Genomic DNA, 19,008 nt, shown 5'->3' on the forward strand with positions numbered 1-19,008 from the left:
CAGCTCATCCACGCCAGGCGACGTCCGATCAATCCGCAACACACTCGCCCAGATCAAGCGCAGCACGCCGAAAGGAGCCGCGAAATGACCCAGAACACGCATAACGCGCGGACACGACGCGAGCAGCTTTCCACCTATCCAGAGTCAGTGTGCGTCGGGCGCTATTCAGGCGACACTTGGCAGCTTGAACTGGACGGCGACGACCTAGATGCAGATCGGCTTGTAGAAGGCCCGGTACTCTATGTCCGCTGTGATATTGCACATCAGAGCCAGACAGAAGCCGAAGCCCGAGGCGTGGAAGAACAGCGCCGGAAGGCGGAGAATGCGCAGGGTGGGGAGGTCGTTTACTTAAGGCACGCCGATTACGAAGGATGGTGCTTTTGCGGAAGGGACGAATACGATGCGGTCGAAAATGATGATGACAAGCACATTCTCTACACCCGCCCCGCCAACGTCGCCACGCTGGAAGCGGAGATTGCGTCCCTGACTGAAGCCGAGCAGCTCGCGCGGGCTGATGCCGAGGCGAGTAAGGCGCGGGTGAAGGTGTTGGATGCGCAACTTGCTGATATGCGCGAAGCAAAAAAACAGGCATTTAATCAGGGATATCTGATCGCTTGTTGCAACCTGACGAACCTACATGACGAGCCATCTATCGCATGTGACGTTTTGGCCGAATGCGGATTGACCGAAGACGATATCAAAGCGGCTGATTTGACCGAATATGATGCGAAAGCGCTTGCAAAGATCAGATCAGCACGCGGTGGCCGAGACCCAATCGCCGCCCTCACACGCGAGGGAGGAGTGTGATGGTACCGCTTAACATCGAAGGATCTGACGTTGTTCTGCGCGGCGGCCGTGATGGTGTGCGAGATCTCTTTGCGCGTCGGGTTGATAACTGCCTCGTGACGCGGTGGGAGCCAACGCCAGACGAGCTGAAAATGCTTAACAATGGCGGATCGGTGGAATTGTGGGTCTGGGGAACGCACTCACATCCACCTGTAATGCTGCAAACTGCCATACACGCAGGAGACCCGGCATGACCAAGGATCTGAAACAAGCCGTAGAAGCTGCGAAAGAAATACATCGTGCCCGGCCCCCGTTACGGGGGACACTCAGCTATTTCAAGAGCTTGCCAGAATACAGTTGTTCGCTGCCAACGGGAACGACACCAGGCAAGCGGTGGCGCGCCCAAATTAACGTCGAACCTTGGGGGCGCATTACCATCCCGCCCGCAGGTTGGGTGATTTGCGAATACTATGATGGCCCGGACGTTCCAGAAGGGCGCATAGGTATCCGCTACTACAGGCCGGTGATCCGTGTTCCTGCCCTCACACGCGAGGGAGGGGTGTGATGCGTGCCGTACCTATTAAGCAGGCAGAGGCCTTCGCTTTTGTTGACGCTCTTCACAGGCATCATAAGCGGCCGGTTGGTTGGCTCTTTGGTATCGGAGCGAGAGACGCGACGGGGAAACTCGTGGGTGTGTGCGTAGTAGGCCGCCCTTCCGCTCGCCGCTGTGACGACGGGTACACGGTGGAAATCACTCGTCTATGCACTGATGGGACGCGAAACGCCTGCTCTTTTCTGTATTCAGCCGCTTGGCGAGCTGCGCGAGCGATTGGCTACACCCGGGCTTGCACCTTTATCTTGCCGGAAGAAGGCGGCGCATCTTTACGGGCTTCTGGTTGGAAAAAGCATGGAGAAACGCGTGGAGAAACATGGAGCCGAGATTCACGGCCACGCGAAGATAAACACCCGATCGGGCGCAAAGAGCGATGGTGTGTAGGTATGTGGACAGCTTGCGCAGGAGACCCGGCATGAGGGCGAATGCAGTAGGAAAAGTGCGCCACAAAACCGCGGCGATGCTGTCAAAAGCCTTCGAACGCGTGGGCGTAAACGTCCTGCCGTTCGATGGCAGAAATCTCATGCCCGTAACAGGTCACTGGAAAAAGGAAGACTGTTTCCGCTGGGAAACCATTGGCTTGAAAATGATCAATTCGGCGTCGGGAAACGCTATGGGACTGTCTGTAGGCTCATGGGACACTATGACTGACATTCTGAAGGCGGGTGGATTGGACCTTACCCAAGAGCGCCTTGGCGGCTGGGAAGCTCATGCGCGCGCAGGAGACCCGGCATGAGGCGCATCCACGAACTGAAGACAGCGCCGATCTACTATGAGTCGGTTGTCCTGCGTCAGAAAACAGCAGAAGTCCGGCTTGATGATCGCGGGTATCAAGTCGGTGATCTGGTCGAATTGTACCCTTGGACCGAGGCGCTTGGCCGCATCGGCACAAACTCCATTGTCCGTGAGATCACCTTTATTCTGCACGCCGACGAAGGGCCATGGCTATCACCCGGTCATGTCATGCTTTGCTTCGGAGACCCGGCATGAGCGGACGGACGGATACAGCCAGGGTGCGCAAGGCTTGGCATGCGCAGATAATGGATCCCGCCTACGGTCTAGGTGAGATTATTTACGCCCCTACGGCGAGCAAGGCTCGATACCAGAAACTTCTGGGAGCAGATTGTGATTCGATCACTTTCGCCAGCATCCGCGTACGGCGGATGCCGGATGAGGACATCATCTTGCCAGCTGTCGATGCGGTCACTGCTGCGCTGGATGAAGAGGCGAAATCAGTATTGAACCACACTCTGATAAACCAGAGATTCTACACAGCAACGGATGACAAGGCGATTTGCAGCCTGGTTCAGGCCGGACTGATGAAAGACACGGGCCGGGGATGGAACGAAGGGGAGTCTTATTTCGTCCTGACGGATGCTGGACACACAGCGGCCGTGTCTTTGCGGCCGATTTATCCAGATTATCCGGGGTATCGCGCATGAGCGGGCGGACGGATACGGAGCGGCTGAATTGGCTAGAGGCCAATAAACTCCAGATTGGTTTCCACCAATTTGGAGCCATCCCCGAGCAACACCTGAATGTATGGGTAGTCTGGAACTGCTCCGGTAGTAGATGCCAAAAATTAAGCTCCAGCGACAGCATGAGAACGGCGATTGATTTTGCCATGGAAAGAGAAAAATCGTGAAGAAAGGTGAAACTACAGTGACGAGTGATCAGCTTCTTACAATCAAGGAAGTACAGGAACGCGTCACCTGGAGCCGCGCGACGATCTATCGTCATATGTCTGCCGGTACATTCCCCAAACCGAAACGCCTATCGTCAGGCTCTGTCCGGTGGGAACACAACACTATCGAACGATGGATAGAGGTCGGAGCTGAAGGATGGGCCAATCAGGCCCAAAGCACGAATTAAAGCATATACGCTTCCGGCCGACCTTCCTTCCTCTTTGTGCTGACTAACTCATCCACCCCGACCTGCCCTTTCAGGATCAGGTCGGCCCAGATCTGGGCTAACTCTCTTCGCCTGGATAAATGCACCGACCTATTATAGGCGCCTTCGACACGGTCTTTCATGATATGCGCCAGCATAATGTCGATGACTTGCCGGTCTTCTGGATACATTTCATTCATAGAACTTGAAAACGTGGCCCTAAATCCATGCGGAACATGCCGCTGATGGAAGCCCGCACGATTCAGAAGATACCCCAGAGCATTCTCACTGATCACCTGCCTGGGCCGCCGTGTGTTTGGAAATAGATGCGGCCATCGCCCAGATAGAGGATGAAGAGCCTTTAAGACTTCCACAGCCTGGCGCGACAACGGGACCAAGTGTTCCCGTTTTTTCTTCATTCTTGCGGCTGGAATTCTCCATAGCGGAGCATCGCCTTCCATATCCTCAAATTCTTCCCATCGAGCATAGCGCAGTTCACCAGGCCGAACGGCCGTCAAATAGAGAAGCCGGAGCGCCAGCAAAGTTACAGGATGGGCGTCTTCCGTTTCGACCTTCCTGATCATTGCCCGCGCATCATGCAGATCCGTGATGGCCGGCTGCCTTCCACGAACAACAGGACGAAGCGCCGGCGCAACAATGGCAGCAGGATCTGCAACGCCATACCCACTGGCGATCGCGTGGACGAAAACGTCAGACATACGCTGGCGAACTCGATGCGCTGTCTCGACCGCGCCTCGATCCTCTATTTCCCGCAGGACAGCCAGGACGATCGGTGGCGTCAGATCATTAATAGGCATGTGACCGACTGAGGGGATGACATCCCGCTCCAGGCTGCGCCAGACGTCAACTGCGTACTGCTCTGTCCACAAGTCTTTCCGCTGATCGAACCAGTCACGCGCAGTCGCTTCAAAAGTCTGGTTTGGATCAATTCTGGCGACAGCCTTCAGGATCTTCTTTTCTTTTGACGGATCCCGGCCAGATTTTAGAACCTTTCGAGCATCATCCCGCTCTGACCGGGCATCAGGCAACCGGGTATCCGGGTATGATCCAATCGTGTAGGTCTTTTCTTTGCCCTGGAACTCATAGCGCCAGCGCCAGTGTTTGCCACCAGCTGGCGAGACTTGCAGATATAGACCGCCCCCATCTGTGAGCTTGTACGGTTTTTCTTTCGGCTTGGCCGCACGAATCTGAGTGTCAGTCAGCATTTTGCTATACCCGGTCCCTATCTCAATTTTGCCCGACCGATACCCGGCTCACGACGAGACAGGACGGAACAGAACAAGAACACTTGAGACAAAAGAATGGCGCAAAACGCTTGGAGAACCAAGGCTTTGAGACAAGATTAGATTGTATGAGAAGGAGACCTGGTGGAGAGAGTTGGATTCGAACCAACGTAGGCGTACGCCAGCGGATTTACAGTCCGCCCCCTTTAGCCACTCGGGCACCTCTCCGGGTCGGCGGTTGGAATATGGCGGATGAACGGCTATGTCAATCGCCTATCGTCGATTATATGATTTTTTCATGTCCAGACGACCAAACTCCCGATCCGCCGCCCCGTCCCACTCTGGGGACAGAGGCCCTCAACGTTCCGGCAATGCCGAGCGCTCCTCCCGTTCAGGCAAACCTGCCTCCGGATACTGGATCTATGGCCACCATGCCGTAGAAGCCGCACTTAACAATCCTGACCGAACCATTCTCGAGTTTCTCGCAACTCGAGAGGCCGCATCATCATTCAGTCAGTCTCTCCGTGCCCAACCCCAGATCGTTGACCGCGAACGACTGGATCGCCTGTGTGAGCGTGATGCCGTTCATCAGGGCGTCTGCCTTCGGGTCGAAGCCCTCGAACCGCCAACCATTCATGAAGCACTTGAACGGCCCGGCCCCATTCTTGTGCTGGATCAGGTTACGGATCCTCGGAACATCGGCGCCATCCTGCGCTCCGCTGCCGCATTCGGCGCCTGTGCGTTGCTTGTTCAGGATCGCAATACTCCGCAGGAAAGCGGTGCCATGGCCAAGGCGGCATCAGGCGCGCTGGACCTTGTTCCCATCATTCGGGAAGTGAACCTGTCACGCGCCCTTGCAACCCTCCAGTCTCAGGACGTCTGGGTTGTCGGACTGGATGCAGGCGGATCAAGGCTCGACGGAAGCAGCTTTGGCACGCGCCGCGTTGCTTTGGTTCTTGGCGCAGAAGGTGCAGGACTACGCAGACTGACGCGAGAAACCTGCGATGAGATTGCCAGCGTTTATATGCCCGGAAATATGGAAAGCCTGAACGTATCCAACGCAGCGGCCGTTGCGCTCTATGAACTGGCCCGCCCCCAGAATTAAGTGCGGTTCTGATCAGAACCATAATCTGGAAAATCAATCAGCGAGGATCAAACACATCCTCGCTGATTGATCAGGAACATGAAATTATTTGTTACCTAATTAATAACGAATAATTTATTTTAACGAACTCTGCCATTTTTAAATCACTATTTTGTGAAAATGCCCCATTATCGTCAAATTTCATCACATTAAGGTTTGCATTAATAATTTTCTAACTGCTACCGTGTATCTGTATTCAGATCACCGGTCGACATGCCGGTTTCCTATGTTTGTTCATAGAATCTATGAGATAGACAGGAGAGGTGGAATGGCGACGACGCCCTTTTATAAAAAATCGCCAGTAAAAACTCAAACAAAGCCCAGAAATAATTATAGAACCATTTTAGGTAATTACTATTTTTCTAATCTAGAAATTCATTCGTTAAGAAAAATAACTTATCCAAACGATGAAAACTTGAATTTCGAGAAAAATATTACAGTTTCTCTTACCTCAAGTGCTGTCACGTCAGGATCACCATACTCTTTTCCGCTTACCGAACACTCCAGCCCCCAGAAGTATATCTATCCTCAAAAAGCAAATTTGAATGTCATTACTAAAAATTAGACAGTAAAAAAAGATAACAAAGAAAAATTCATTAAACCCAATACTACAAAAGAAAAGTCTTTGGAAATTAATGAGAAGACCAATGAGTGTGCCTGCTTTACTGTAGATTTCACTGTCGCAACACCGTCAGGTGAGACGCCAATACAAAGTCTTAAAGTTGGCGATGACGTGCTCGCCTATTGTGATAAATCACCAAAAACAGTTAAAATTATAAAGATTGGCCATACGCATATTAATGCCAAAGTTAGTCTTCCAAACGATCAAGCAGGATATCCTGTGCGTATCCTGAAAAACGCAATTGCAGACGAAGTCCCTTATAAAGATTTGCTCATTACGCCGGAACACTGCCTGTTTTTAAACGGTAACCTCGTTCCTGCTCGCATGCTGGTCAATGGGCGGTCCATTTTCTACGACCGTAGCATCACTAGCTTCACTCACGTTCATATACAGACTGAAACCCACTCAACCATTATGGCAAATGGCCTGCTGATTGAGAGTTACCTCGCGAATGGTAACCGTCTTTCCTTCCATAAAAACGATAGTATTGCTGTCATCGCAAACCATACGAAAAGCCAGGATAAGCGCTCTACCGCTCCTGCCGTGCCCGCCCGCCGTTTTGTAGAGCCTCTTTTTGCGAAAATTCTACAGCGCGCAAAACAGCTTCATACTCCAGGGCAGACGAAGCCCGTTGCGATGACAACGGAGTCAGATTTTCATCTGATCTCTGACACCGGGCTGATTATCCATAAAACACGCGAGGTGGGCGGTCGCTCACTCTTTATGATTCCATCCGCCGTCACCTCAGTGAGGTTGGTTTCTCGCTCCAGCCGTCCCTGCGACACAATCGGCCCGTTTGTTGATGACCGCCGACAGCTTGGCGTTTGCGTCGGTGACGTCACCTTTTACGATTCCGGAAAATCCATCTGTCTTTCGTCCAAAAAGGGTGAGAAGGATCTGGAAGGCTGGTATCCTTTGGAAAAGAATAATGTCCGCTGGACGAACGGCAATGCTCTTCTTCCACTTGCTGAACGCTCAACCAACAGCCTCGGAATGCTTGCCATCGAAATCCTCGCTGGAGGCCCCTACCTGCTGGAAGACTTAGATTCCCAACACTCTGAATCACTTTCGGCCTAAAGTGCCATTCATCTGTGGCCGAGATAACCGGGACGACATCTCGCCCCGGTATTTAGCCTCAGCTAGCGAAAGCGTAGTCCGTATATCCGTGCTCCCCACGGCTATACCATGTGGCCATATCATCTGCCTGAAGCGGCAAGCCTTTAGCGAAACGCGTCGGTAGATCCGGATTTGAAATAAATTTACGCCCAAAGGCTATTGCATCAGCCCGGCCTTGGCGGACAGCCTCCTGAGCGGCTTCGAATGTATAATCCTGATTCAACACCAGCGGACGGCGAAATACCTTCCGGATCTGCGGTGAAACCGGTGGCTGATCCGTTTTGCCAAACGTGCCATCCGGTCCAGGTTCACGCAATTCAAGCCACGCTACGCCCAGACGCTCCAGTTCAGCGGCCGCAGGTACGAAAACGGTTCCCGGTGCGGAATCAAGGCATCCCTGTGTGTCACCATTCGGAGAAAGCCTGACGCCAGTTCTCTCTCCACCAATGGTCGAGATGATCCGCTCAGTGACCTGCGAGAGAAGCCGGATTCTGTTCTCGGCTGAACCGCCATATTCATCTGTCCGATGATTGGTTCCGTCCTTCAGGAATTCGTCAATCAGATAGCCATTGGCTGCATGAAGCTGAATGCCATCGAAGCCTGCCTTGATGGCATTTTGAGAGGCACGTTCATAATCTGCCAGAATACGGGGAATTTCATCCAGTCTCAGCGCGCGCGCCTCTTCATAAGGCAGCTTGCCGTCATAGGTGTGAGACTGACCGGGTGCCGTCGTGGCTGACGGTGCAACCGGCTGCAAACCTGTGACGGAGAAGTGAACCATCCGGCCCATATGCCAAAGCTGGCAGACAATGCGGCCGCCTTTGTCATGCACAGCCTTTGTGATGGGCTTCCATGCCTCAACCTGTTCGTCAGACCAGATGCCCGGCGCATAGGGCCAGCCCAGCCCTTCCCGGGAGATCCCTGTTGCCTCAGAGATGATGAGACCGGCTTCCGCCCGTTGCGCGTAATACTTTGCCATGATCGGTGTTGGAACTGCATCCCGGCCCGCACGTGCTCTTGTGAGGGGAGACATGAAAATGCGGTTTTTTGCCGAAAATCCACCAAGTTCAATGGGATCAAAAAGATCGGGCATGAAAGGGTACTCCCTGATCGAAACTTCTATAGTTCGATAACGATCGAACTATAGAAGTGTTGCGTCAATTCTTCAAGGAAGGGATAAGACGCCGTATGCCGTGCCATGACTCGCCCGATCTGAAAAAGCTCGATCTGATTACGGTCCTCAGGGCTCTGGCTGACCCCGTGCGTCTGGACATCGTCCAGCGGTTATATGTTCTGGGAGAGGCAAATTGTGCCGCCCTGATCGGGGCACGCCCGAAGTCCAGCATGTCCCATCATTTTCAGGTTTTGAGAGAAAGCGGCGTTCTGCACACCCGAATTGAAGGCGTGCAGCACCACAATTCCCTCCGCCTTCAGGAACTTGAAGAACGCTTTCCCGGGCTGATGCAATCAATCCTCGGTGGGGCAGACGCCACTCAGTTGCGGCGCCAAACTTCTTCCTGAACAAACACCGCAAACGTCAGCCACACGAAAAACGGGATCTGGAGCTTAGCTGCGGCCGGATCAGCTTTTTTTGCCGTCCAGATCGACGCGCCTGACGTTACGACCAGACCAATGCAGATCGCCAATCCTGCATCCAGACGCCGCTTCCGGAAAACTGCGAACGGAAAGCCAGCTACGCCAGCAACGCAGATAGCCCAAAGCCAAAGTGCTGCGGTCCGTGCGCAGGAACGTTCAGCTCGCAGAAGACGATACCCGGACCATGCCAGCAGGCCGTCCAGAAGGGTCCAGACCACGGCATACACAGGCGCTGGCGGCGAAAATTCTGGCTTGTTCAGATGGTGATACCAGCGCCGGGTTGAGCCATCTTCGGCCGGGCTGATCTCCCGGCCGAGATATTGCGCTCCGAAAACCGTTCCAGCAGCCAGAGCGGCGTCAATAATGCGTCCCATGATGTCTGTCCTGATATGATCTTGTCAGTAACAACGCATCAGGAACTGGAATGTTCAGCCGAAAGACCTTACGGGGCGCTGGGAGGCACGCCGAAATCGAGTTCCGCCATGACGCGACCTGCCTCAGGGCTCCACAAGAGAACGCGTTCAGCGCCCGGGCGCCCTAATGTTACAGCCATCATGCCGTCCGGCCGTGCAGTCACAGCCGTAATATGTTCCCCCTCTCCCAAGGGCAACGCAAGGCGCGTCGAAGACCCGGATGGCGGCGCGGAAATACTGACATCATGATGCGGATGCATAACGCGATGGGCGATCACACCAATCATGACCGCCACGCCGGCGACGATCATAACTCCCATGATAATGACGGCGCCGAGCAACGCTTTCGGTGTGCCTGACTCGCTGCCCGCTTGATCCTCGGCTAAACCCTGATTCATGTCAGATCCTGAAACCCCGTTCCGTCTTGTTGTTGATGCCAGCCTGGCCGGCCAACGCGTTGATCGCGCCCTTGCTGACGCCATCGGCACGATTTCCCGCTCCCGGGTCAAGACCCTGATCGAAGAGGGTCATCTGAGCCGCAACGGCCAGATCGTCAATGAGCCCGCCGATATACTCCGCGACGGGATGGAGCTTGTGCTTTCGTTCCCTACCCCACTTCCGGCTCGTCCCTTGGCGGAAAATCTGCCCCTGACGATCTTATATGAAGACCGGGACCTGATCGTTCTGGATAAGCAGGCCGGGCTCGTGACCCATCCTGCCCCCGGCAACGAAACCGGCACTCTGGTCAACGCCCTTCTCGGACATTGCGGCGAAGGGTTTGAAGGCATTGGCGGTGAAAAACGCCCCGGAATCGTACACCGGCTCGATAAGGACACATCAGGCCTGATGGTGGTGGCCAAGAATGCCATGGCTCATAATGCCCTGTCTGAAGCGTTCGCTGCGCGCGATATAGATCGTGCCTACATGGCCCTTGCCTGGGGTCTCCTACCCTCTTCCGGCGAATTTGACGGCGCCATTGGGCGGGACAAGAAAGACCGCAAGCGCATGGCGGTCGTTCAGTCAGGCGGAAAAACCGCTCTCACGCGCTTCAAGCTGCTGGAGCCGATCCATGCAAGCGTCTCTTTGATCGAATGCAAACTGGCCACTGGGCGAACCCACCAGATTCGTGTTCATCTCTCACAGGCGGGGCACCCTCTCCTCGGAGACCCCGTGTATCTGCGTCGTATTCCGGCCGCAGCCCGCGGTTTACCTCAGGATGCGAAAGAAGCGGCTCTCGATTTCCCACGCCAGGCTCTCCATGCCGCCCGACTCGGATTCATTCATCCCAGGACAAAAAAGCCACTTTCTTTCGAAACTGCGCCTCCTGAAGACTTCCAGACCTTGAAAATGCGCCTGACAGGCTCAACCTCTGAAAGTTCTTGACCTTTTCGGTTCCACCTGTCATAAACTTACTTATCCGACGAGCTGACGCGCCGCCGGAACGGATCGTACCACCGTGCACTGCCCAATCTGGGGGTAAGCGGCTGGGGACGTGATAGTCCTTCCCAATGCGTCACCTGGGTGTGAGGAACTTTGCCTCTGCCAGTTCGTATGAGTCTATTCCTCATCGAGCCAGGCACACCCCCGGGCGAAAGGAATCGAAGACCATGGCATCTCCAGCTGTCATCTCCGTGGGTCCTGAAAACAACCTGACCCGTTATCTCCAGGAAATCCGCAAATTCCCCCTTCTGACGCCGCAGGAAGAGCTCGATCTCTCCCGTGCCTGGCGCAAGAATGAAGACACCAGTGCGGCACACCGCCTGGTGACGTCTCACCTTCGTCTCGTGGCCAAGATTGCCATGGGCTATCGCGGCTATGGCCTCCCGGTGAATGAACTCATCAGTGAGGGCAACATCGGTATGATGCAGGCTGTCCGCCGCTTCGACCCGGAGCGTGGCTTCCGCCTTGCAACCTATGCCATGTGGTGGATCCGTGCCGCCATGCAGGAGTATATCCTGCATAGTTGGTCACTGGTTAAAATCGGTACGACAGCTTCACAGAAAAAGCTGTTCTTCAATCTCCGTCGCCTGAAAGGACAGATGCAGGCGATTGATGATGGTGATCTGAAGCCCGAGCAGGTGAACTCCATTGCCACCACGCTCGGCGTTCCGGAACAGGACGTGGTGTCAATGAACCAGCGTCTTGCTGCCCCGGACCATAGCCTGAATGCGCCCCTGCGCATTGATGGCGAAGGCGAGTGGCAGGACTGGCTGGTGGACGACAACGAAAACCAGGAGCAGACCTACGCGGCGTCAGAAGAGTTCAGCGGTCGTAAAGCCCTTCTCGATCAAGCCATGATGACCCTGAATGAGCGCGAGCGTCACATTCTGGCAGAGCGTCGCCTCAAGGAAGAACCATCTACGCTGGAAGATCTTTCTCACCACTACAACGTGTCGCGTGAGCGGATCCGTCAGATTGAAGCCCGCGCCATGGAGAAGCTTCAGAAGGCCATGTCGGCCGAAGTTGAACTTCGTCGTCGCGAGAATGGCCTTCAGGCCTGATAAGAAAAGCTTTTTAGAAAAAGGGCTGCCAGCACAAGTGTTGGCAGCCCTTTTTATGTGACGAAGCCCAATCCTCTCCCGAGGAGGGCAGACCTGGATGGCTTACGCCTTTCTATGTCCCGCCTCGGAAGGCACAACAGGCCTTCGCAAGCATCGTCTACCAAAACAAAGACTGCCAATTTTTCGAACTATGTTGAACGCTGCCTAAAAAGCGTCAGGCTGCATCTTCATTGGTCAAAAGCTCACACCCATTTCCATGTGTATATTGAAGCTCCTGAGGCTGCCATTCATATCCTACGAGAAGCCCTTGCCTGAGCCACTCAATTTATATGCATCGCCCTAATTGACCGAACAGGGGCTTATTGGGAGAGAGGCACGGCCAAAGCTAGCCCGCCCGCCATTGCGCCGCCGCCTTTACGATGCTGATCAGGGTGATTTTCCGCAGCGGCATCGTTGACTTCGCCGACTTTGTTGGAAAAGAAATCGGGCTTCACATAGGCATCGGACTGCGCTGAATCCTGAGGACCTTCAATATTCTCATCAGGGACTGGTGCCGCGCCGAAACCTGAAGTCATTTGTTGCGCGATAACGTCCGCCCGGTGGTGTTCCAAACCGCGCATCAGCGCCGCTCCTTGCCGCGGGTCAGCCGATGCGTCCTGAGACAGAGAAGCATTAAAAGGATGCGTAAACGCTGAGAACGGCTTTTTCGTCGCCGAAGCTGGCTGCACAGTTTCTGCAGCGAACGCACTGCATGTTCCTACTGCCAGAGCGAACAGTGGAAAAGACTTCATCAGCATAGGCAGAAGGCGCATCAGGCGGATTCCAGCACGACGGGGAGCTGAAAACAGTGTGCTGGGTCAAAGCCTCCAATTACAATTGAAAAAATTAGAAAGTTTCGTGACGTCACAAAACGTGATCCGAGCAGGTATCTGAAATGAATATTTTGTAAAGCTTACTTGACATTCGAGCCTAAAAAGTAAAGCTTGCTTTACATCAGGAGGGCTCAGACATGTTGTATGGTCGTCAATATCTCATCGAACTCGGTAGCGCGCTCGCGCTGTATCTTGTGCTGCTGTTCGGAGCCAATTATCTGCAACAGGCACTCCACCCTGCACCTTTAACAAGAATAATACTGGCACTCACGCCCATGGTGGGAGCGGTGACAGCCGCATGGGTCATCATGCGTGCAATCTGGCGAATGGATGAATTACAACGTCGGATTCAGTTGGATGCCATTGCAATGTCATTTTTGGGAACCGCTCTACTGACCTTCGGCTGGGGCTTTGCCGAAAGTGCCGGGTTACCAAAGCTCAGAGCTTTTGCAGTCTGGCCGATCATGGGAACCCTCTGGTGGATCGGGGGCCTTGTCGCCCAAAGGCGCTATCGATGAACAACTGCCTCAAGGAACTTCGGGCAGAACGAAGCTGGAGCCAGGCCGATCTGGCCGCAGCGCTGGCGGTATCAAGACAAACAGTCAATGCCATTGAAAAAGGGCGTTACGACCCGAGCCTGCCATTGGCATTCACGATTTCACAGCTTTTCGGCCGTAGCATTGAGGAAATCTTTTTTCCGTAAATGCGGCTACAAAAAAAGCGGGGAGATTGCTCTCCCCGCTTTTTTAGAACTCAGTCCAGACCAAGCTGGTGTCCGGTTGTGCGAAGCACCTCGATGCCTGGAAGGATTTTCCCTTCCAGCCACTCCAGGAACGCACCACCCGCCGTGGAAACGTAGCTCATCTGTCCAGCAACACCGGCGTGACGCAGCGCAGAAACAGTGTCTCCACCGCCTGCCACAGTACGAAGCTTGCCTTCCTGCGTCAGGCGAGCAGCTTCCTGTGCAACCTCAACCGTTGCACGATCAAACGGCTCGATCTCAAACGCCCCGAGTGGGCCGTTCCAGACAAGCGTTTTCAACGTAGCCAGACGCTCGTTGATCAGCGCAACAGTGCGCGGACCAGCATCAAGGATCATGGCGTCGGCAGGCACTTCGCCAATCAGGCAGGTTTCGGTTTCTGCACCGGCCTTGAATTCGCGCGCCACAACGGCATCCACTGGCAGAATGATTTCACAGCCCTTTTCCTGCGCCAGATGCGCAATCTTGCGAGCTGTTTCGTGCATGTCCGCTTCCTGAAGGGACTTGCCGACATTCATGCCTTCTGCCGCCAGGAACGTGTTGGCCATGGCCCCCGTGATGAACAGTGTGTCCACCTTAGCGATAACATTGCCAATCAGATCCAGCTTCGTGGAGATCTTGGAGCCACCGATGATGGCACCAACCGGACGTTCCGGGTTTTCCAGCGCAGCCGACAAAGCCGATAGCTCGGCCTGCATCAACCGCCCGGCGAAAGACGGAAGATCATGCGCCACACCTTCGGTAGAGGCATGGGCGCGATGCGCTGCCGAGAAGGCATCATTGACGAAAATATCGCCATTCTGCGCAATCGCCTTGGCGAATTCTGGATCGTTGGCTTCTTCACCCGCATGAAAGCGCGTGTTTTCCAGAACCAGCACTTCCCCATCATTGAGAGCCGCAACAGCAGCTTCAACAGTCGGACCTACGCATTCCGGAACGAAACCAACCGGCTTGCCCAGAACTTCCCCAAGCTTTTCAGCAATCGGACGCAGGGACATGCCAGGAACGACCTTGCCCTTCGGGCGGTCGAAATGGCTGAGGACCACAACGCGCGCGCCCTTACCGGCAAGCTCATTGATGGTCGGGGCAACGCGCTCGATGCGCGTGGCGTCAGTGATGACGCCGTCATGCATCGGCACGTTCAGATCAGCCCGGACGAGCACGCGCTTGCCGCGTGCCTCCAGGGTGTCGAGCGTGCGGAAAACCATGGGTCAGAGGCTCCCGAAAGCAGCAGCCGTGTCGGCCATGCGGTTGGAGAAACCCCACTCATTGTCATACCAGGCGCAGATGCGAACGAGCTGGCCGCCATCGACCAGAGCCGTCTGTGTTGCATCGAACGTGGAAGACGCAGGAGAGTGGTTGAAATCCGTGCTGACCAGCGGTGCCGTGTTGTAGTCCAGAACGCCCTTGAGCTTGCCTTCGGACGCTGCACGGATCGCTTCGTTCACGGCTTCAGCGGAAGCAGGAGCGGTCTTCGGCACGAAGTCGAGAGAGACAAGAGAGACGTTCGGCGTCGGAACGCGGATCGCCGTGCCGTCCAGCTTGCCCTTCAGATGCGGCAGAACCAGACCAACAGCCTTCGCAGCGCCCGTGGACGTCGGGATCATGTTCAGGGCCGCAGCGCGGGCACGACGGGGATCCTTGTGCAGGGTGTCCACCGTGCGCTGGTCACCGGTGTAGGAGTGAATCGTGACCATGTAGCCGCGCTCGATACCAAACGCTTCGTCCAGAACGTAAGCGACAGGGGCAAGGCAGTTCGTGGTGCAGGATGCGTTGGAAATGACCTTCATGTCCGGCGTCAGAACGTCGTCGTTCACACCGAAAACAATGGTGGCATCCACATCCGTTGCAGGAGCGGAGACGATGACGCGCTTTGCACCAGCTTCCAGCAGGGCAGCAGCCTTTTCACGCGTGGTGAAGAGGCCCGTACATTCCATGGCAACATCAATGCCTTCGAATGGAACCTTGGACGGATCACGCTCGGCAGAAACGGTAATCGGACCATAGGTGCGGCCGTTTGCTTCAATGATGAGCGTATTGCCTTCAGCACGGACTTTGCCTGGCAGACGGCCATGGACGCTGTCATAAGCCAGAAGGTGTGCGTTTGCTTCGACCGAGCCAAGATCGTTGATAGCTACGACCTCAACGTCCGTACGACCGCTCTCAATGATGCCGCGCAGAACGAGACGTCCGATACGTCCGAAACCGTTGATTGCGATTTTTACCGCCATGCCTGCCTACTCCGCTATTCTGACGAAAGGGCTTCTTCCATAGCACCGCCACAGCGAAGCAACAGGGGGTTGGCATAGTTTTTCATGAACTTGATGCTCTTAATCTTGCCGAAACCCTCCGTTCCTGCGACGGTCCCGCGCAATATGGCTGCATTTGTCCGACATTTTCGTTCGCCCCGAGGCATCATGGCTCCACGCGCCCTTTCTCTGGCAGGCTGCATCCTGCTGGCTACGCCCCTGCTTGCCGGGTGCAAACTGGTTGATCAGCGCACGTTCAACCCGCAGGCTGGCAAACCGCCCCAGCCATATATCCCGCCACCGCCCCCCGCCCCGAAAGCGAAACCGCCATTCCTGCAGATCGAGGGCGGGACTCCGGAATCCGAGTACGGACCTGTTGTGGATCAGGCTGTTAAGTCAGCGTTGGCCCGCAAGGAAAACGTCCTGTTCATCGTCAGGCTTCTGGTTCCGCTCCAGTCTGATCCGGCAGCGCAGGCCAAGGCCATGACGGAGGCTACACAAACGGATCTGGAACCAGTCGCCCACAGAATCAGCACGGCGGGCGCCCAGCCTATCCAGATCGAGATGCATGCTCTCACCGATCCATCGGTCCAGCATCCGCTGATCCGTGTGGACGTACGCTGACCAGCCACCACGGAAACATACCATTATGCCAAGTGCAGCCTGCGCCGTTCTGACCCATAATGCCGCTCCTCTCCTGAAGGAGTGGCTGCTATGGCATCTGGCACTTGGGTTCGAGCGCATTCTCGTGCTCGATGCGGGCTCCACAGACAATACGCAGGCCATCGCCCTCACCGCAGAACATATCGGCCCGGTTGAATTTCATGAATTCGCCAGAACGGATGACCTCTCCCCTCATGAGCTTCGTCAGGTTCTGACAGCCGAAGCCGTTCGTCTGGTAGGGCGGGAACAGGATTGGCTGCTGGTTCTGGACGTTGATGAATTCCTCGATCCGGACACAACGCTGGACAATCTCCTTGTGACGGCAGGAGATGCTGATGCCATTGCCATTAACTGGTGCGTTTACGGCAAACCTCTCGAGCCAGTCCCGGCCGGATCTGTGATTCAGGCATCTTCCTACCGCAGTGCTTCCACCTTCCCTGACAATGGAATGGCCCGGCTATTTGCACAGACAGAAAATCTCCCGGTCCTGATGGACGTTCTATCTCCGGATTTCTCTCCCCAACGCATTGTCCGCCCAGATGGCACACCAGTCGATCAGGCTGGCCCAGGTCTCCCCGTCTCGTGGGAAGGAGCGCGCATTCTTCATTATGTCTGGGCGGGAGACCCGGACATGCCCCCTCACCTTGCCGAACATTATTTCTGCCGGGATGAGGAAGATCTCTCTCCGAGACGGAGACTGCCTGATGTGTCCGTAATCCGGCATGACTTTATGGATGCACAAGCCTATCGAGGGCTGGCAGACCTTCTGGATCGGCTGCACCAAGATCCTTCCATGGCCTTACCCGCGCTTCCGGATGCAGGAAGTTCCATGCCGGACCATGGCCAGCACGAGCGATTTTCTTTTCATCGTGTCCTGCCATCCGCAAGAGAACGTCTTCTTCTGACACCTCAGACGGCTCCTCTGCCAACACGCACACGGACTGGTTTTATTCGGGACGGAGCAGGCAATTTTCTGCTCGTCGGTGAAGATGGATTTCCCGGCTTATCAAACGATCAGAACATACAAACGACGGAAAAACTGGCCGCCATCTATCAAGACAGCCATCCTGAAATCCTCATGCTCGCGTCTTTAAACGGACATCCTGTTCAACTGGCGAACCAGTCTCTTCTCCGCCCCGTCCTGAAAATACGTTGGATTGACGCCAACACATTTGTTTTCGAGGACGAGAGCAGCCTTGCCGACACGTTGTTTCACTTCGTGGTCGCCGACGAGAAGATTTCTCTGGATCTCCCGCCCCTTCCAGCCACCGATACACCGGAAGGCCTTTCTTTCAATGGGTTCTGTGCCTGGTTTATTCGCCATCCCAAGTGCGCACTGCGAGATGTAGCACGCGTCATCGCTCTGCTCTCTGAAAAGGGGCGGAGCGATCTGGAAAACGTTGCACCAGAATTACAAACGTTCCTCTGATTTTTAGAGGATACGGGCCAGAACCAGACCGGCCAATAGGCCCAGAGCCAGCAGAATCAGGCCGTTCCGCAAGCGAACTCCCAATGGTGCCCCAACCGGAATAGCGGCCATGGACGTTGCACTCTCCCGGAGTGCCACAATTTCTTCCTGCTGCGCACGCTCCTCCTCCTGCCGCTGCCACACACGACCGCTCATCTTGCGAATATAGTGCCCCGCATCCGCAGGCGTCGTTGCAGAATGATCCACCAGCCGTTCCGCCAGTGTCCGATTAGCAGTATGTCCGACGCCCAGAACACGGTGCGCCACACAGTTGGAGAGCGCTTCCAACACGAGCGGATGCTCGAACACCGCGAAATCAGAAGCATCTCCACCGCCACGGATCAGGACAATAATGTCTTCCCGACACGTACCGATGGCATCGGCAATGCGGTGTGGATCCGTCATGGCCACGGGGAGTGCTCGAATACGCTCCGGACGCCACCCGCCCCCCAGTGCCTGAAGAAAATCTTCCGAAACCAGCGCATTGGAAGATGCAGAATGAATCAGAAGCAGTCTGGCGTCCCGGCGCTCGGGATAGGGCTGAAACTGCCAGTTCAACCCTCTCAGAACATCCAGCAGGGATCGCTCTGCCCGATCCACTTTCTGGCGACCAGGGTCATGCGGCTCAACGGTAAGCACTTCAAACCGCAGGGCAACCTGCCCGCGCAGATGACGAGCGCGCAGAAAACCTGTCACTCGCACATGATCTCCAGCGCGCACATCTGCCGCTGCGAGAACCAGTTTGGTTGCTTCCAGAGAGATGGACGTTCCAAGCTGCGGGTCGATCAGAGGAAGCTGATAATATTTCTTGTACGCATTAGGCGCGACATCGCCCAGTTGCCCCTCTACCGCGAGAGGAAAACTCCATTCTTCAAACCGTCCGCAGATCTCATCCAGCCGGGCCATGAACAGATCCTGAACCTGAAGCGGCGACAGGACTGGCATGGCAGCCATATCATTGGCTGAAGAATCAGTTCGGGTGCGTCTCGGAAAAGCGTCCATGCCGCACCATATGGAGTAAGAACAGATGTTCTCACAGAGGGTGCAGCAGCCCTCACAGCATTTTTTTAT

General features: G+C 55.1%; 26 protein-coding genes and 1 tRNA gene. 18 read left to right on the forward strand and 9 right to left on the reverse strand.

Annotated elements, in window-relative coordinates; all coding sequences use genetic code 11:
• The first annotated feature begins 84 nt into the window (after positions 1-84).
• The 8 genes from JN414_RS13000 (at position 85) to JN414_RS13030 (ending at position 3,271) form a co-directional block, all read left to right on the forward strand.
• A complete protein-coding gene (locus JN414_RS13000; RefSeq protein ID WP_202208311.1) occupies positions 85-807 on the forward strand; it encodes a hypothetical protein in 723 nt (240 codons plus the stop codon).
• The gene (locus JN414_RS13005) at positions 807-1,040 is read left to right on the forward strand and encodes a hypothetical protein (protein ID WP_202208312.1); all 234 of its coding nucleotides are present in this window, start codon (positions 807-809) and stop codon (positions 1,038-1,040) included. Before JN414_RS13000 ends, JN414_RS13005 begins: the two co-directional genes overlap by 1 nt.
• Positions 1,037-1,351, forward strand: coding sequence for a hypothetical protein (locus JN414_RS13010; RefSeq protein WP_202208313.1), 315 nt, complete (start codon positions 1,037-1,039; stop codon positions 1,349-1,351). Before JN414_RS13005 ends, JN414_RS13010 begins: the two co-directional genes overlap by 4 nt.
• Positions 1,351-1,818: an XF1762 family protein gene (locus JN414_RS17260; RefSeq protein WP_375781684.1), complete on the forward strand. Its 468-nt coding sequence runs from the start codon at positions 1,351-1,353 to the stop codon at positions 1,816-1,818. Before JN414_RS13010 ends, JN414_RS17260 begins: the two co-directional genes overlap by 1 nt.
• Positions 1,815-2,135, forward strand: coding sequence for a hypothetical protein (locus JN414_RS13015; RefSeq protein WP_202208314.1), 321 nt, complete (start codon positions 1,815-1,817; stop codon positions 2,133-2,135). The genes JN414_RS17260 and JN414_RS13015 overlap by 4 nt, the downstream gene beginning before the upstream one ends.
• Positions 2,132-2,389 carry a DUF3850 domain-containing protein gene (locus JN414_RS13020; RefSeq protein WP_202208315.1) on the forward strand — a complete coding sequence of 86 codons (258 nt, stop codon included), beginning with the start codon at positions 2,132-2,134 and terminating at the stop codon, positions 2,387-2,389. Before JN414_RS13015 ends, JN414_RS13020 begins: the two co-directional genes overlap by 4 nt.
• On the forward strand, positions 2,386-2,841 hold the full coding sequence (locus JN414_RS13025; RefSeq protein WP_202208316.1) for a hypothetical protein: 456 nt from the start codon (positions 2,386-2,388) through the stop codon (positions 2,839-2,841). The genes JN414_RS13020 and JN414_RS13025 overlap by 4 nt, the downstream gene beginning before the upstream one ends.
• 199 nt (positions 2,842-3,040) lie before the next feature.
• Positions 3,041-3,271, forward strand: a complete 231-nt coding sequence (locus JN414_RS13030) for an AlpA family transcriptional regulator (RefSeq protein ID WP_237390063.1) — start codon at positions 3,041-3,043, stop codon at positions 3,269-3,271.
• Here the strand turns inward: JN414_RS13030 and JN414_RS13035 are convergent.
• Together JN414_RS13035 and JN414_RS13040 are read right to left on the reverse strand one after the other, a co-directional pair.
• Positions 3,268-4,515 (reverse strand): phage integrase central domain-containing protein, encoded by a 1,248-nt coding sequence (locus tag JN414_RS13035; protein WP_202208317.1) that lies wholly within the window; start codon positions 4,513-4,515, stop codon positions 3,268-3,270. The genes JN414_RS13030 and JN414_RS13035 overlap by 4 nt on opposite strands.
• Before the next feature lie 160 nt (positions 4,516-4,675).
• Positions 4,676-4,761 (reverse strand) — tRNA-Tyr (locus JN414_RS13040).
• 70 nt (positions 4,762-4,831) lie between these two features.
• Between JN414_RS13040 and rlmB the strand changes: the two genes are divergently transcribed.
• From rlmB to JN414_RS13055, 3 genes are all read left to right on the forward strand, one after another.
• Positions 4,832-5,638, forward strand: coding sequence for a 23S rRNA (guanosine(2251)-2'-O)-methyltransferase RlmB (gene rlmB / locus JN414_RS13045; RefSeq protein WP_237390064.1), 807 nt, complete (start codon positions 4,832-4,834; stop codon positions 5,636-5,638).
• A 307-nt stretch (positions 5,639-5,945) separates the two neighbouring features.
• A complete protein-coding gene (locus tag JN414_RS13050; RefSeq protein WP_202208319.1) occupies positions 5,946-6,242 on the forward strand; it encodes a hypothetical protein in 297 nt (98 codons plus the stop codon).
• 60 nt (positions 6,243-6,302) lie between these two features.
• Entirely contained in the window at positions 6,303-7,376 is a 1,074-nt protein-coding gene (locus JN414_RS13055; RefSeq protein ID WP_202208320.1) for a Hint domain-containing protein, read from the forward strand.
• A 58-nt stretch (positions 7,377-7,434) separates the two neighbouring features.
• On the opposite strand, the gene JN414_RS13060 is transcribed toward JN414_RS13055, so the two are convergent.
• Positions 7,435-8,508, reverse strand: coding sequence for an alkene reductase (locus tag JN414_RS13060; RefSeq protein WP_202208322.1), 1,074 nt, complete (start codon positions 8,506-8,508; stop codon positions 7,435-7,437).
• A 95-nt stretch (positions 8,509-8,603) separates the two neighbouring features.
• Between JN414_RS13060 and JN414_RS13065 the strand changes: the two genes are divergently transcribed.
• Positions 8,604-8,936, forward strand: coding sequence for a helix-turn-helix transcriptional regulator (locus tag JN414_RS13065; RefSeq protein WP_046900860.1), 333 nt, complete (start codon positions 8,604-8,606; stop codon positions 8,934-8,936).
• On the opposite strand, the gene JN414_RS13070 is transcribed toward JN414_RS13065, so the two are convergent.
• Positions 8,909-9,385: a TspO/MBR family protein gene (locus tag JN414_RS13070; protein ID WP_202208324.1), complete on the reverse strand. Its 477-nt coding sequence runs from the start codon at positions 9,383-9,385 to the stop codon at positions 8,909-8,911. The two genes, JN414_RS13065 and JN414_RS13070, sit on opposite strands and share 28 nt — an antisense overlap.
• Positions 9,386-9,453: 68 nt before the next feature.
• Positions 9,454-9,822 carry a DUF6476 family protein gene (locus JN414_RS13075; protein WP_174694841.1) on the reverse strand — a complete coding sequence of 123 codons (369 nt, stop codon included), beginning with the start codon at positions 9,820-9,822 and terminating at the stop codon, positions 9,454-9,456.
• Between JN414_RS13075 and JN414_RS13080 the strand changes: the two genes are divergently transcribed.
• Together JN414_RS13080 and rpoH are read left to right on the forward strand one after the other, a co-directional pair.
• Positions 9,821-10,807 carry an RluA family pseudouridine synthase gene (locus JN414_RS13080; RefSeq protein ID WP_202208326.1) on the forward strand — a complete coding sequence of 329 codons (987 nt, stop codon included), beginning with the start codon at positions 9,821-9,823 and terminating at the stop codon, positions 10,805-10,807. The two genes, JN414_RS13075 and JN414_RS13080, sit on opposite strands and share 2 nt — an antisense overlap.
• A gap of 224 nt (positions 10,808-11,031) precedes the next feature.
• Positions 11,032-11,925 (forward strand): RNA polymerase sigma factor RpoH, encoded by an 894-nt coding sequence (gene rpoH, locus JN414_RS13085; RefSeq protein WP_046900857.1) that lies wholly within the window; start codon positions 11,032-11,034, stop codon positions 11,923-11,925.
• Between the two features lie 359 nt (positions 11,926-12,284).
• Here the strand turns inward: rpoH and JN414_RS13090 are convergent, their stop codons facing one another.
• Positions 12,285-12,737, reverse strand: a complete 453-nt coding sequence (locus JN414_RS13090) for a hypothetical protein (protein WP_202208327.1) — start codon at positions 12,735-12,737, stop codon at positions 12,285-12,287.
• 197 nt (positions 12,738-12,934) lie between these two features.
• Between JN414_RS13090 and JN414_RS13095 the strand changes: the two genes are divergently transcribed.
• Together JN414_RS13095 and JN414_RS13100 are read left to right on the forward strand one after the other, a co-directional pair.
• The gene (locus tag JN414_RS13095) at positions 12,935-13,315 is read left to right on the forward strand and encodes a hypothetical protein (RefSeq protein WP_202208329.1); all 381 of its coding nucleotides are present in this window, start codon (positions 12,935-12,937) and stop codon (positions 13,313-13,315) included.
• Entirely contained in the window at positions 13,312-13,500 is a 189-nt protein-coding gene (locus JN414_RS13100) for a helix-turn-helix transcriptional regulator (protein ID WP_202208331.1), read from the forward strand. The genes JN414_RS13095 and JN414_RS13100 overlap by 4 nt, the downstream gene beginning before the upstream one ends.
• Positions 13,501-13,550: 50 nt before the next feature.
• Here JN414_RS13100 and JN414_RS13105 read toward each other — a convergent pair whose 3' ends face one another.
• Together JN414_RS13105 and gap are read right to left on the reverse strand one after the other, a co-directional pair.
• Positions 13,551-14,765 carry a phosphoglycerate kinase gene (locus JN414_RS13105; protein ID WP_046900852.1) on the reverse strand — a complete coding sequence of 405 codons (1,215 nt, stop codon included), beginning with the start codon at positions 14,763-14,765 and terminating at the stop codon, positions 13,551-13,553.
• A gap of 3 nt (positions 14,766-14,768) precedes the next feature.
• Entirely contained in the window at positions 14,769-15,788 is a 1,020-nt protein-coding gene (gap, locus tag JN414_RS13110; RefSeq protein WP_202208333.1) for a type I glyceraldehyde-3-phosphate dehydrogenase, read from the reverse strand.
• A 144-nt stretch (positions 15,789-15,932) separates the two neighbouring features.
• On the opposite strand from gap, the gene JN414_RS13115 reads away from it, so the two are divergent.
• Together JN414_RS13115 and JN414_RS13120 are read left to right on the forward strand one after the other, a co-directional pair.
• Complete coding sequence (locus tag JN414_RS13115) at positions 15,933-16,430, forward strand: hypothetical protein (RefSeq protein ID WP_202208334.1); 498 nt, start codon at positions 15,933-15,935, stop codon at positions 16,428-16,430.
• Between the two features lie 25 nt (positions 16,431-16,455).
• A complete protein-coding gene (locus JN414_RS13120) occupies positions 16,456-17,898 on the forward strand; it encodes a glycosyltransferase family 2 protein (protein WP_202208335.1) in 1,443 nt (480 codons plus the stop codon).
• Between the two features lie 3 nt (positions 17,899-17,901).
• Here the strand turns inward: JN414_RS13120 and JN414_RS13125 are convergent, their stop codons facing one another.
• Entirely contained in the window at positions 17,902-18,939 is a 1,038-nt protein-coding gene (locus JN414_RS13125) for an exodeoxyribonuclease VII large subunit (RefSeq protein ID WP_202208336.1), read from the reverse strand.
• Positions 18,940-19,008 lie beyond the last annotated feature (69 nt).

This window comes from Gluconobacter sp. Gdi, from assembly GCF_014132155.1.
GTDB lineage: Bacteria > Pseudomonadota > Alphaproteobacteria > Acetobacterales > Acetobacteraceae > Gluconobacter.